The 12,561-nt window shown below is 70.9% G+C and carries 12 protein-coding genes; 5 read left to right on the forward strand and 7 right to left on the reverse strand.

Annotated features, from left to right (window positions below; translation table 11 throughout):
* Window positions 1–5 precede the first annotated feature (5 nt).
* Window positions 6–1,316, forward strand: a complete 1,311-nt coding sequence (locus AB0J66_RS35845; RefSeq protein ID WP_364670567.1) for a glycosyl hydrolase family 18 protein — start codon at window positions 6–8, stop codon at window positions 1,314–1,316.
* Between the two features lie 24 nt (window positions 1,317–1,340).
* On the opposite strand, the gene AB0J66_RS35850 is transcribed toward AB0J66_RS35845, so the two are convergent.
* Genes AB0J66_RS35850 through AB0J66_RS35860 form a run of 3 tightly spaced genes read right to left on the reverse strand, consistent with a single transcriptional unit; the run spans window position 1,341 to window position 3,681 of the window.
* Window positions 1,341–1,760, reverse strand: a complete 420-nt coding sequence (locus tag AB0J66_RS35850) for an NADAR family protein (protein WP_364670570.1) — start codon at window positions 1,758–1,760, stop codon at window positions 1,341–1,343.
* 9 nt (window positions 1,761–1,769) lie between these two features.
* Window positions 1,770–2,705: an FAD-dependent oxidoreductase gene (locus tag AB0J66_RS35855; RefSeq protein ID WP_364670572.1), complete on the reverse strand. Its 936-nt coding sequence runs from the start codon at window positions 2,703–2,705 to the stop codon at window positions 1,770–1,772.
* Window positions 2,706–2,718: 13 nt separating this feature from the next.
* Window positions 2,719–3,681, reverse strand: coding sequence for an FAD-dependent oxidoreductase (locus AB0J66_RS35860; protein ID WP_364670574.1), 963 nt, complete (start codon window positions 3,679–3,681; stop codon window positions 2,719–2,721).
* 280 nt (window positions 3,682–3,961) lie between these two features.
* Here AB0J66_RS35860 and AB0J66_RS35865 point away from each other — a divergent pair, with 280 nt between their 5' ends.
* Both AB0J66_RS35865 and AB0J66_RS35870 read left to right on the forward strand, forming a co-directional pair.
* Window positions 3,962–4,873 (forward strand): SCO2521 family protein, encoded by a 912-nt coding sequence (locus tag AB0J66_RS35865; RefSeq protein WP_364670577.1) that lies wholly within the window; start codon window positions 3,962–3,964, stop codon window positions 4,871–4,873.
* Window positions 4,870–5,829, forward strand: a complete 960-nt coding sequence (locus AB0J66_RS35870) for a hypothetical protein (protein ID WP_364670580.1) — start codon at window positions 4,870–4,872, stop codon at window positions 5,827–5,829. Before AB0J66_RS35865 ends, AB0J66_RS35870 begins: the two co-directional genes overlap by 4 nt.
* On the opposite strand, the gene AB0J66_RS35875 is transcribed toward AB0J66_RS35870, so the two are convergent.
* Genes AB0J66_RS35875 through AB0J66_RS35890 form a run of 4 tightly spaced genes read right to left on the reverse strand, consistent with a single transcriptional unit; the run spans window position 5,814 to window position 10,367 of the window.
* Complete coding sequence (locus AB0J66_RS35875; protein WP_364670582.1) at window positions 5,814–6,758, reverse strand: SCO2522 family protein; 945 nt, start codon at window positions 6,756–6,758, stop codon at window positions 5,814–5,816. The genes AB0J66_RS35870 and AB0J66_RS35875 overlap by 16 nt on opposite strands.
* Window positions 6,755–7,672: an SCO2523 family variant P-loop protein gene (locus AB0J66_RS35880; RefSeq protein ID WP_364670585.1), complete on the reverse strand. Its 918-nt coding sequence runs from the start codon at window positions 7,670–7,672 to the stop codon at window positions 6,755–6,757. Before AB0J66_RS35880 ends, AB0J66_RS35875 begins: the two co-directional genes overlap by 4 nt.
* 1 nt (window position 7,673) lies before the next feature.
* A complete protein-coding gene (locus AB0J66_RS35885; protein WP_364670588.1) occupies window positions 7,674–9,515 on the reverse strand; it encodes an SCO2524 family protein in 1,842 nt (613 codons plus the stop codon).
* Between the two features lie 57 nt (window positions 9,516–9,572).
* On the reverse strand, window positions 9,573–10,367 hold the full coding sequence (locus AB0J66_RS35890; RefSeq protein ID WP_364670591.1) for an SCO2525 family SAM-dependent methyltransferase: 795 nt from the start codon (window positions 10,365–10,367) through the stop codon (window positions 9,573–9,575).
* 448 nt (window positions 10,368–10,815) lie between these two features.
* Between AB0J66_RS35890 and AB0J66_RS35895 the strand changes: the two genes are divergently transcribed.
* Window positions 10,816–11,907 (forward strand): LLM class flavin-dependent oxidoreductase, encoded by a 1,092-nt coding sequence (locus tag AB0J66_RS35895; RefSeq protein ID WP_364670593.1) that lies wholly within the window; start codon window positions 10,816–10,818, stop codon window positions 11,905–11,907.
* Window positions 11,904–12,509, forward strand: a complete 606-nt coding sequence (locus AB0J66_RS35900; protein ID WP_364670595.1) for an FMN reductase — start codon at window positions 11,904–11,906, stop codon at window positions 12,507–12,509. Before AB0J66_RS35895 ends, AB0J66_RS35900 begins: the two co-directional genes overlap by 4 nt.
* Window positions 12,510–12,561 lie beyond the last annotated feature (52 nt).

Here is a 12,561-nt window from a genome sequence, read left to right on the forward strand (position 1 = left end):
TCGCCATGGGTGTCCGTCGTCTTGTGTTAGCGCTGGTCGCGGGAGTGGCGGTGGCGGCCGGATCCACGGTCCTGATCGCGCCCAGCGGTGAAGCGGCCGTCGCGTGCTCGTCGGTGACCTGGCGGGAGGGCCCGGCCTACACGGCCGGTCAGCAGGTCACCTACGACGCGCACCTCTATCAGGCCCTGGTCACCCACACCGCGTACGCCGGCACCGGGTGGAACCCGGCCGCGACCCCGACATTGTGGAAAGACCTCGGCGCGTGCACCGGTGGCACAACCCCGACCACCCCGCCGACGACGACCCCACCGACCACCACGCCGCCGCCGACTACTACTCCGCCCACCACCACGCCTCCGCCCACGGGATGCGCCACGAGGGGCCGGCCTGCTGGCAAGGTGCTGCAGGGCTACTGGGAGAACTGGGACGGCGCCTCCAACGGCGTCCACCCCGGAATGGGCTGGATCCCGATCAACGACAGCCGGATCACCCAGCACGGCTACAACGTGCTGATGGCCGCCTTCCCGGTGATCCGCTCCGACGGCACGGTGCTGTGGGAGAACGGCATGGACGCCGGGGTCAAGGTGCCCACCGCGGCCGAGATCTGCGCGGCCAAGGCGGCCGGGGCCACCGTCCTGATGTCGATCGGCGGCGCCACCGCCGGGGTCGACCTGAGCTCGTCGGCCGTGGCCGACCGTTTCGTCTCGACGATCGTGCCGATCCTCAAGCAGTACAACTTCGACGGCATCGACATCGACATCGAGACCGGCCTGACCGGCAGCGGCAGCATCACCACCCTGTCCACCTCACAGGCCAACCTGATCCGGATCATCGACGGCGTGCTGGCCCAGATGCCCTCGAACTTCGGCCTGACCATGGCGCCCGAGACGGCGTACGTCACCGGTGGCAGCGTCACCTACGGCTCGATCTGGGGCTCGTACCTGCCGATCATCAAGAAGTACCTGGACAACGGCCGTCTCTGGTGGCTGAACATGCAGTACTACAACGGCTCCATGTACGGCTGCTCCGGCGACTCGTACGCGGCCGGCACCGTGCAGGGCTTCACCGTGCAGACCCAGTGCCTCAACAACGGCCTGACCATCCAGGGCACCACCATCCGCATCCCGTACGACAAGCAGGTCCCCGGCCTCCCCGCCCAGCCCGGCGCCGGCGGCGGCTACATGACCCCCGCCCTGGTCACCCAGGCCTACAACAGCGTCCCGTCCATCAAGGGCCTGATGACCTGGTCCATCAACTGGGACGGCGCCAAGTCCTGGACCTTCGGCGACAACGTGAAGCGCCTGCAGGGCCGCTGACCCCGCGGCGTCGAGCGCCGGAAGTCACCTCGGCTTCCGGCGCGCCCGCTCCGAGCCGGGCTCGATGAGCTCGGAGCGGATCAGTTCCAGCAGCCGGCCCAGCCCGTTGGTGCCCTCCGAGCTCCAGTACCGCGATCCCCAGTCGGTGTGGAGCAGGCGGGTGACGCCGGTGGCCAGCAGCTCGGTCGCCATCGCGGGGTGGCGGTCGAACTTGTTCCGGAGGAGCGCGGCCATCACCCCGAGGCGGACTGCCGGCCAGTTGTCACGGCGGGGTGCGTCGGCGGCGAGGGTGCGGGCGTCGAGGCCGCGCTCGGCGATGGTGACCCGGTCGTGCCAGGTGGTGTCGGGGGTCGAGAGCGCCCAGTAGGCGTGCATGACGCTGGGCTGCTCCCGGCCGGCGTGCACGACCACGGCGGCGGGGCCGGCGGCGTGGGTCTCCGGCATCCGGCGAGTCTATCGATCTTGAATGATGTCCCGGACCATGGTGGCGACGTCACCCGCGCAGCCCCAGGAGGTGCTGACGCCGGCGCCGCCGTGGCCGTAGTTGTGGACCAGATGGCGGCCGTCGCCCAGGTCCTGATGCTCCAGGCGGACCGTCGGGCGCATCGGGCGCAGGCCGACGCGGTGCTCGAGGACCTCCGCCCGGGCGACGGCGGGGAAGACGGCGGCGCAGCGCTCGACGATGCGCCGGGCGATGCCGGCGTCGGGGGTCAGGCTCTCGTCGCCGGGGATCGCGCAGCCGCCGAGCAGCAACGAGGAGCCTTGCGGGATCAGGTAGGTCATCTCCTCCACGAAGTCGGTGTGTTCGAGGAAGAACTGGTCGATCCCCGGGTTGCGCACCACCACGAGCTGCCCGCGGCAGGCCGTCACCGTCGGGTCGGGCACCAGGTGGCGGGCGCCGAGCCCGGTGCAGTTGACCACGATGGGCGCGTCGGCGAACCCGTCGGCCAGGCGGGCCAGGCGCCCGGGGATCACCTCGCCGGTGAACTGGCGGGCCAGCCAGGCCAGGTAGGCCGGCATGTCGGTGACCGGGGCCTCGTAGCGCCAGCCGGTGACGAAGCCGGCCGGCAGGTCGCCGGGATCGCACGGCGTGGCCCACTCGGGGATCGGCGCCGGCGTCCGTGCGGCCTCCACGCCCGGCGTCAGCCGCACGCCGGCCGACGGGTCGCCGGCCGCGAGCCGGGACAGGACCTCGAAGCTGGTCGCCGTCCACCGGCGTACCTCCGGGTGGTGGGCCAGCTCGGCGTCCCAGATCGCCCCGGCCGCGGCCGAGGTCGTCGCCCGCGACACCGTCTCGGCGCGCACCCGCACCCGCAGGCCGAGCTCGCTCAGCCGGATGGCGGTGGTCAGGCCGGCGACGCCGGCCCCGACCACGAGTACGTCGGTCACACCGGCCAGGCTATTACCCCACCAGCTCCCGCACGACGGAGACGACGTCGTCGGCGCAGCCCCAGGACAGGCTCACGCCGGCCCCGCTGTGGCCGTAATTGTGCACGATATGACGCTCACCGAGATCCTCGTGGGCCAGGCGCACCTCGGGCCGGGAGGGCCGGATCCCCGACCGGTGCCCGATGATCTCCGCGTCGCGGATGGCGGGGAAGATGCCGGCGCAGCGCTCGACGATCGCCCGGGCCACCTCGTCGTCCGGTACCGGCTCGGCCTCGCCCTTCTCGGCGCTGCCGCCCAGCAGCAGGGTGGACCCCTGGGGCAGCAGGTAGGTCATGTCGCCGAGCTCGTCGGTGTGCTCGGCGAAGAAGTCGTCCAGCCCGGGGTTGCGCACCGCCACCAGCTGGCCCCGGATCGGCTGCACCTCGGGATCCGGCACCAGCTCACGCGCGCCGACCCCGCTGCAGTTGACCACCACGTCGGCGTCGGCGAATGCCTCGTCCAGGCTCCGCAGCCGGTGCCCGAAGATCAGCTCGCCGCCGGCGCCGGCCAGGCGGGCCTGGAGGCGGGCCAGGTACGGCGGCATGTCGATGATCGGCGCCGTGTAGTGCCAGCCGCTGGCGAAACCGTCCGGGAGCTCGGCCGGGGCGCACTCGTGGAAGCCGGGCAGCAGCACGGCCCAGCCTGGTGACGGCATGGCGACACGGGACGCCTCCACGCCGTCGATCAGCTTGACGCCGGGGAAACCGTCCCGGGCCATGGCGGCGAACACGTTGTAGGAGCGGGCCGCCCACGTCTCGACCCGGGAATGGTGCGCGTAGATCGGGTCCCAGATCGCGCCGGCCGCCGCTGAGCTGCTGCGATGTGGCTCCTGCTCGGCCCGGATCCGGACGCGCAGGCCGCTCTCGGCCAGGCGCACGCCGGTGGTCAGGCCGGAGACACCGGCGCCGACGACGAGCACATCGGGTCGGTCGGTCACCCACCGAACGCTAACGGCCTCCGATGCCCCGTCACCCGCGTGAAGGAAAACTTCCGGCGTCTGCCCCTTTTCACCCCGCCGCCTTGTCACCAGCCACATTGGATGGTAGAAAATGCCACTCAAAGTCCGTAGGTCATCACCCTCGGTGTTGCAAAACGCGGACCCATGCGTTCCAATCGAACGGCTGATGTCATGCGGCCGGGAAGCACGCCGCCGGGGAGTCAACGGGTTGTTCCCGGATTTCCGTGCCGTCGAGGATGGGGGCCCCGACGTGCTCATCGTGGGAGAGGTTCACACCGGGCTGCTGCGCGGTCGCGATCCGATGACCGCTGAGCAGGCCACCTCGCTGGTCGACCTGGTGGCCGGCGAGCCGGTGGCCAGCGCCCAGCGACCACGCTCGTACGTGCGTTCCCCACAGCGTCCGGTCGGTGTGGACTGCCCGCCCGGCGGCGCTCGCAAGGCACGCGGCATCGGCACCGTGCTGCAGCGGGCAGCGATCACCGACGGTCACGTCGTGCAGGGCGTGGCCTACGCGACGCTGCGGGCGGCCGGGGGCACCACCCGCCGGCCCTGGTCGCACTACCTGGCCTGGCCCGGGGTGATCGAGGTCATCGGCCGGGTGTCCTGGTCGGAGCTGGCCGAGTCGTTCGCCGCCGCGGAACGGCCCGCGGGCGTTCTCGACCTCGGTCAGATCGCCGGCCGCGCGTCCGACGTGGTGCAGAGCGCCATGCCCACCGGCAGCCAGTCCGGGCCCCGGCTGCGCCTGCCGCGCACCCGGCTGCGCTTCGTCGCCGGTGGCGCCACCGGGCCACCGCGGCTGACGTCGTACGGCGACGAGTTGCGCCTGCTGCAGGTCGACGGCGACGACAAGGATCTGCCGCTGCTGGTGACCTTCGCCGAGGACGTCGCCCTGCACGACTGGCTGCTCACCTCGGTGATGCGCATCGTCGAGCGGGCCGCCATCGGCCGGATGAGCCGGGCCGAGACGCTGCACCGGCTCGAGCCGGCCCTGGACTATCTGCTGCACCTCTGGCTGCCGGCCGGCCGCGGGGGCGAGCTCGTCGAGAAGCTCTGGGACTCACTCGACCGGCAGGCCGCGCTGACCCGCCAGTGGGCGCTGCTCAGAGACCGCATCCGCGACCAGTTCGCGGTCGGTGCGGTGGCCGCGCTGTCGGCGGCGATGCGGCGGTGACCGGCTTCGACCGGCTTCAGCCGGGCGCGGAGAGCAGCAGCGTCATCCGTACGGCGCTGATCGCCCTCGCCACCGGCGGCCTGACCTTCCTGCTCACCAACGTCCTGGACCAGCCCCAGGCGACCTGCATCATGCTGTCCATCCTGATCGGCGGCATCGCCCTACTCATGCGCTTCCTCAACGACTTCGAGAAGCGCCTGGCCGCGGTGGAGCGGCTCGAGAAGGAGAGCACGGCCGAGATGAAGCGCCTGATCCGGGACGCCTTCCTGGACATCAACGAGGCGACGGCGCTGTACCGGCAGATCGAGGACTCCGCGATGCGCTCCGAGGTGCTCACCCGGATGGTGCGCACCTCGGCCCGGATCTCGCCCGGCTCGCCGCGGCTGGTCTACGAGTTCGTCGAGGCCAAGATCAACGAAACCTCCGACTTCGTCAAGCACCTGGCCGAGAACGGCACGGTCATCTACTACGGCGAGGACCGGGACTGGCTGCTCAGCCTCACCGAGCACGCCGTCGAGAGCATCGACGCCATCAGCCTGTCCGCGGTCGACCACGACTTCTGGCGCAGCGACACCGGCCAGCGGTACGTGGAGGCGCAGTGCCGGGCCGCCCGCGACGGGCGGCGGGTCCGGCGCATCTTCGTCTTCGAGCCGGGCGCCGAGGACGACGACGGGCTGCGCCGCGTGTGCGAGAACCAGCTGGCCATGGGCATCGACGTGCGGCTGCTCGACCGGACGCTGGCGCCCGACCACCTCAAGGTGCGCGATGTCATCGTCTTCGACGACGTCCTGGCCTACGAGACGATGTTGATCCTGGTGGAGTCCCGGCTGGCCCAGACCGCCGAGACCCGCCTCGTGCTGGCCGACGACCGGGTCAAGGAGTACACGCACCTGTTCCGCGAGCTGTGGGAGGTCTCGCGCGAGCTCACCCCCCAGACGGCTCAGAGGAAGACGTAACCGATCCGGTCGACGGTCTCCTCCGGCAGCGTCAGGCCCTCGCCCCGGGCCCGCTTGCGGGTCTGCTCGGCCACCTTCGGGTCGATCGCCACCTGGGCCAGGATGGTCCGGACCGCGTGCTCGACCGGCAGGAAACGGCTGTCCAGCGGGGTGAACGTGCGATAGGCGCGCAGGGCCGCCGCCGCCGGGTTGAGCCGCACGATCGCCGGCATCTGCCGCCACGTGCCGGGCAGGTCGGCCACCGTCGACTCCCGGGGCTCGGCCACCGGCTCGCCCAGGTGACGGAGCAGTCCCAGCCGCTGCAGCTGCCACACCGCGGCCAGGAACGGGCACGACCACAACCGGCGGCCACCGGGCTGCTCGCTCCACAACTCGACGTCCATGAAGATCGAGTGGTTGCGGACGGCGCTCTGCCGGGGTGGCTCCCACTGCCGGGGCGCCGCCATCGCCGAGGCGGTCGCGGCCGGCGAGCGTTCCCCGTTGGTCAGCCAGCCGGAGACGGTCGCCGGTGGCCGGCCCCCGGTGGCGCCCTCCGGCGGCTCGTCCACGAGGTGCTGCTGGACCAGGGTGGCCAGCTCGATGCCGTCGGCGGTGGCGCAGCCCGACTCGCGGGCCACGTAGTCGATCTCGAGCCCGGCCTCGGCGGCGGCCTTCACCAGCATCCCCACCACCTCGGGCGGGGTCGAGAAGTCCGTGAAGTAGTCGTCGACCAGGAAGCAGGTGCTGATCCGCGGGGTCCGCCCGCCGAGCTCCTCGCCGATCTGCTGCGCCGCCGCCCGCGCCCAGGGCGCCACCCGCCGGAAGTGATCGCGCAGCCGGTCCTCGCCCTCGGCGAAGTCCTCCATGTAGAGATGGCCGAGCTCGATCGACAGGTGGGACAGCGCGACCGCCCGGACCGGCGGCGCGACCACCCCGTCCTCGGCGATCACAGCCCGATCCAGGCGTTGTCGTCGACGATCTTCTTGGCCAGCTCGTCGAACGCGTTGACCGTCCGCTCGTTGGCCGTGCGGTGCATCCACACGTCGTCGTTGGAGAGCAGCTGCTCCTGCCACTGGAGCACCGGGTCGAGCGGCACCTCGCCGAGCATGTTGACCCGGCCGACACCCCGGCGGGCGGCCAGATCCTGCAGCCGCTGGTTGCACACGTCCAGCCAGGCCAGCTGCTCGGGCCGCAGGCCGGCCTGATCGGGGGCCGAGGGGTCGAGCACCGCGGTGCGCACGAACCGGATGGACTCGCGCAGCCGGGCCCGGTCGTGCCCGAGGTGCACGCCGCTCTCCAGAATGCCGTGCCGGCCCTCGACCAGGCCGCTGGCCGCGATGATGTGCTGCCGGGTCCAGCGGTGGAAGACGAGCCAGCGGGCGATCACCCCGGCCAGCTGCGGCCGGGCGGTGGCCTCCAGCACGATCTCGGTGGCGTACGACCGCCCGGCGCTCAGGTCGACCAGGATCAGGTCGTACTCCTCGTCGAGGCGCACGAACAGCTCGACGCAGCGGTCCACGATCGCGGGCGTCGAGCTGAACTCGCCCCGCCCGCTGTCGCCCGGCACCAGCGTCAGCCGGCCGGCCCCGGCCGGGCGGCTGCGCAGCGCCTCCCGCTGGGACTCGGCCCACACGTTGATCCGGCGCGGCCCGGCCGCGCCGTCCATCAGGTAGCTGTGCAGCCCGCCCTCCTCGACGCCGGCCAGCGCGTCCGGCAGGTCGAAGACCGCGCCCGAGGTGGGCGAGCCGAAGTCGAAGTCGAGATAGCAGGCGTCATGACCCTGCAGCGCGTGCCGGTAGGCCAGGTTGCTGCTGGTCACCGAGCGGCCGGTGCCGCCCTTGTCGGAGGTCGCGAAGACCAGCACGTCAGCTCACCCCGCTGTCGGCCCGGCGGGCCGCGGAGAGCCGGTCGAGCTTGCGCAGCACCTCCTCGGTCACCGCCACCGCCACGCCGGGGCTCTCCCGGCGTACCGTCCGGGCCCGGCGCAGCTCGGCCTCCAGCCGTTCCAGCTCGACCCGCAGACCCCGCGCGGTGCCGTTGAGCAGCTCCCGGTCGAACAGGTGATCGGCCTCGTTGAGCAGGTCGGCCGCGATCTGCGCGAGCAGGTCGCTGCGGACCGGAGGATCGCTGATCAGCCGGGCCGCGGCGACCAGGCAGTCGACGACCCGCTTGGTGTAGTACCAGGAGACCTCGGTGACCTCGTCGGGCAGGTATTTGAAGGCGCCGGCCGGCCGGTCCCACAGCCCGCGGTGCTCACCCTCGCGGATGACCCGGCTCTGCAGGTGCTCCCAGATGTAGTCGGACAGGTCGAGCAGGCGGGTGCGGGCCGCGCCGTCGGACAGCATGCCGGCCAGCGTGAGCGCGCGGCGGAACAGCGTGGGCGCGATGTCGGTGACCGTCCAGGCCAGCCGGGGGCCGCCCACCTCGTCGCTGCCGACCAGCGGGAAGTGCAGGCCGGGGGAGTGCACGTCGACGGCGTTCTCGGGCTCGGTCGAGCGGCGGGTGATCCGGCTGCGGTTGGCCAGCTCCACCAGCACTTCCGAGACCCGGCGCATCTGGGCCTCGGTGGCCCGCACGGCGGTCATGTTCTGCAGGACGATGCCGCTGATCAGCAGGCTGTAGTAGTCGCCCTCGATGCCGTCGGTGGTGCGCCAGGGCAGATCCTCCAGCGGCCAGCGGCCCGACCCGAACGTGGCCACGGCCGACCAGTACGACCGGGTGAGCTCGAAGCGCAGCTGCAGCGACTGGGCGAGCCGGGACTGTTCCGCGTCGAGCAGCCCGAGCAGCCGGGTGCGCTCGGAGAACAGCGCCTGGATGGCGTCCATGGCGACGGTGGTGAAGTAGAGGTACGGGGCGTTCTGCGCCACGCCGGGCAGCTGCTCGCCGATGTGGGCCGTGGTCTCGATGGCCGGGGCCTCGCGCACGACGCCCCACGACCAGCCGCACTCGAAGAGCCGGTTCGGGTTGTCGAGCTCGTTGCCCTCGGAGGCGCCGGAACCGATCGTGACGTCGTCGCGCAACCGGGCCTGGATCTCGCGCAGCGCCTCGCGCAGCTCGTCGACGACCTTGTCGGCCGGCCGGCGCTCCTGGTTGACCATGCTGATCAGCTCGCGCCCCAGATCGCTGTCGGGGGCGAAGACGTTGACCGCGAAGCTGCGCAGCAGGCCCACCATGGCGGCCGTCAGCCGCGCGTTGGCCATGGTCTCCAGCCGGTCGACCTGGTCGAGCAGGGCCGCGCGGGTGACCACCTGCCGGAAGATCTTGGTGAAACCGATGATCGCCAGCATGAGCGTGACCGAGATGGAGAACGAGTCCACCACGTCGAGCTCGTGCTGTTCCTGCTTGATCTGCACGCCCTCCTCGTCGGAGGTGAAGTACGTGTGGCCGGCGAACAGCGGGGTGCCGGTCTTCGGATCGGTGTACCGCTCGATGTACTCGGTCAGGGCGTGCAGCAGGCGCTGCGGGATCTGCAGGTTGTCACCGATGTCGCGCAGGGTCTCGACCACGTCGGTCGCCACCGCGTCGGGCCGGTCGAGCCGGAACAGCGGGGTCTCGGTGGCCGGGGCCATGATGCACAGCAACTGCTCGGCGTCGCTGATCGAATTGTTGCCGTTGTGCCCGCCCGGCACCCACTGGCCCCCGCGGTACGACACGCGCGCGGTGGCGCGCCAGATGTCCAGAAGTTGTTGGCGTGGCTGGGTCTGCATGAGTGCGCCGTCACCTACCCGTCCGTGGGCTTGTGTTGTCGCGTCGAGCGCGGAGCGCTACTTCTTCCGGCCGGTGGCCACCATCATGCCGCTGTAGCCGTCCCGGAGGTCGTTGCTCTCCACGGTCTCAATGTGCACGGTGCGCGCAACCGGGGCAAGGGCGCGCAGGACGTCCGGCTTGTCAATCATGCAGGCCGGGAAGCGTTGATCACCGACGATGTACCCGGACGAGTTACGCATGAAGGCGGCCGCGAACGGCGCGCCGGGCACGAGCGAGTTGACGAACGCCTGGGCGGCCCGCTCGAACTCGTCGTTGCGGGTGGTGATCGACTCGGCGACGAAGAACATGGTGCCCATGTCGTAGTCGGCGACGGGCAGGCTGAAGACGCTGCCCTTCTCCACGTGGGCACGGCCGTGCAGCACCTCGAGCGGCCGGCGGAACTTGTCGTACGCCGTGCGGCCGGACGCGATGGCCGTCCAGAACGTCTCCCACGACTCGGACGGGTGCTGCAGCTCCCGCTTGAGCCACTCGCGGTTGGTGAACGCCCGCTCGAACAGGGTCACCTGCGAGGAGTACGGCATCATGGTCAGCGCGGGGTAAAGATTGGTGCCGCTGCCCACGTCGATCGCCCGGGCCAGTTGCCGGGTGTGCCGGGCGTGCGGGAACGCGCCCTGGAAGAAATCGGCGATGATCTCGATGATGCGGGCGTCGTCCTTGCGGAGCTCACCGTAGTTGTGCTGGAAGTAGGCATCCGAGTCGAACTCGTCCCACGGCGCGTCGGCGTTGCCGGGCGTCGGTGTGGGGCCGCTGCCTTTCGGCGGCGTCTCCAGTCGGGAATCGCTCGGGCTCACAGGCTGTCCTTCCGGCGCACCCGTCCCTGTGGCGCGCGACATCGTCCGACGCAGGCGGCGACCGGTCACCAGACGCGGCCGGGACCGGGCTGTCGGTCCACTGTAGGGCCGGGCCTAGTCACGGCGCATCAGCCGAACGTCCGCCGATGGCTGTTGCAGGGTAGGGCACCCACTCGACCGAAGCCAGAGGCAAGGCCCAACCGTTAGACACATACGAGTGACGGACCGCCGGGAGATGGCTCTTCCGGCCACTTAACCTGCTCCTACCCAATAAAACCCCCATCCGGGTGGTGATGTGTGCCTTTTTTCCGAGGATCACCCCCGATGTTGGCGGGTGTGACCCCCGCCGCAGCAGAAGTTCTTTGATTTTGAAATAGTTGACCGAACAACGAGGTTGAGGGTGACAGCGACGGGATGTACGGAGTCCCCGAGGATCAAGGAGCGGGTCATGCAGTTCGGAATCTTCAGCGTCAGTGACATCACGACGGACCCGACCACGGGCGTGACCCCGACCGAGGCCGAGCGGATCCAGAACATCGTCACCATCGCCAAGCACGCGGAGGAGGTCGGCCTCGACGTCTTCGCGCTCGGCGAGCACCACAACGAGCCCTTCTTCTCCTCCTCGCCGACCACCACCCTCGCCTACATCGCGGCCCAGACGACGACCCTGCAGCTGTCGACGGCGACCACGCTGATCACGACCAACGACCCGGTCAAGATCGCCGAGGACTTCGCGATGCTGCAGCACCTCGCGGGCGGCCGCGTCGACCTGACGCTGGGCCGCGGCAACACCGGCCCGGTCTACCCCTGGTTCGGCAAGGACATCCGCGCCGGCATCCCGCTGGCCATCGAGAACTACGCGCTGCTGCACCAGCTGTGGCGCGAGCACACCGTCGACTGGCAGGGCAAGTTCCGCACCCCGCTGCAGAGCTTCACCAGCACGCCGCGCCCGCTCGACGAGGTGCCGCCGTTCGTCTGGCACGGCTCGATCCGCAGCCCCGAGATCGCCGAGCAGGCCGCCTTCTACGGTGACGGCTTCTTCGCCAACCACATCTTCTGGCCCGCGTCGCACACCCAGCGGATGGTCCAGCTGTACCGCCAGCGCTTCGCCCACTACGGCCACGGCGACCCCGACCAGGCCATCGTCGGGCTCGGCGGCCAGGTCTTCATGCGCAAGAACAGCCAGGACGCGGTCAAGGAGTTCCGCCCCTACTTCGACAACGCCCCGGTCTACGGCCACGGTCCGTCGCTGGAGGACTTCACCCGCGAGACCCCGCTCACCGTCGGCAGCCCGCAGCAGGTCATCGACCGTACGCTCGGCTTCCGCGAGTACGTCGGCGACTACCAGCGCCAGCTGTTCCTGATGGACCACGCCGGCCTGCCGCTGAAGACCGTCCTCGAGCAGCTCGACCTGCTCGGCAGCGAGGTCGTCCCGGTGCTGCGCAAGGAGTTCGCCAACCTCAAGCCGGCTCACGTGCCGGACGCCCCCACCCACGCGTCCCTGGTCGCCGCCAAGAAGAACAGCGAGGTCGCAGCATGAAGCAGCGCCATCTGGTCGTCGTCTCGGCCGGCCTGAGCCAGCCCTCGTCGACCCGCCTGCTGGCCGACCAGCTCTCCGCGGCGGCGCTCACCGCCGCCGCGGACCGCGACGTCGAGCTGACCGTCCGGGTCGTCGAGCTCCGCGACCTGGCCCACGACATCGCCAACCACCTGCTCACCGGCTTCCCGCCGGAGGCGCTCAAGGACGCGCTGGACGCGGTGGCCGAGGCCGACGCGCTGATCGCCGTCTCGCCGATCTTCACGGCCAGTTACAGCGGCCTGTTCAAGTCGTTCTTCGACGTCCTCGACAAGGACGCACTGACCGACAAGCCGGTCCTGATCGCGGCGACGGCCGGCACCGCCCGCCACTCACTGGCCCTGGAGCACGCCCTGCGCCCCATGTTCGCCTACCTGCACGCCGTCGTCGTCCCCACCGCGGTCTTCGCCGCCAGCGACGACTGGGGCGCCGACTCCGCCGACGGCACCCTGCGCTCCCGCATCACCCGCGCCGCGGGCGAGCTCGCCCGCGAGCTCGAGGCCCGCGAGCCGGTCACCGTGGTCGACCCGTTCGCCCTCACGGTGGACTTCAAGGACCTCCTCTGAATCGAAGTCATCCGCACAACCACGAAGCGGCTCCGCGCGTCTGCGCGGAGCC

Origin of the sequence: Actinoplanes sp. NPDC049598, from assembly GCF_040675435.1 — a bacterium.
Taxonomy (GTDB): domain Bacteria; phylum Actinomycetota; class Actinomycetes; order Mycobacteriales; family Micromonosporaceae; genus Actinoplanes.

Bases quoted from the DNA above. Each gene is read 5' to 3' on its own strand.
- AB0J66_RS35845 (WP_364670567.1), top strand. From the start codon at position 6: ATGGGTGTCCGTCGTCTTGTGTTAGCGCTGGTCGCGGGAGTGGCGGTG.
- AB0J66_RS35850 (WP_364670570.1), bottom strand. From the start codon at position 1,760: ATGCCGGAGACCCACGCCGCCGGCCCCGCCGCCGTGGTCGTGCACGCC.
- AB0J66_RS35885 (WP_364670588.1), bottom strand. From the start codon at position 9,515: ATGCAGACCCAGCCACGCCAACAACTTCTGGACATCTGGCGCGCCACC.
- AB0J66_RS35895 (WP_364670593.1), top strand. From the start codon at position 10,816: ATGCAGTTCGGAATCTTCAGCGTCAGTGACATCACGACGGACCCGACC.
- AB0J66_RS35900 (WP_364670595.1), top strand. From the start codon at position 11,904: ATGAAGCAGCGCCATCTGGTCGTCGTCTCGGCCGGCCTGAGCCAGCCC.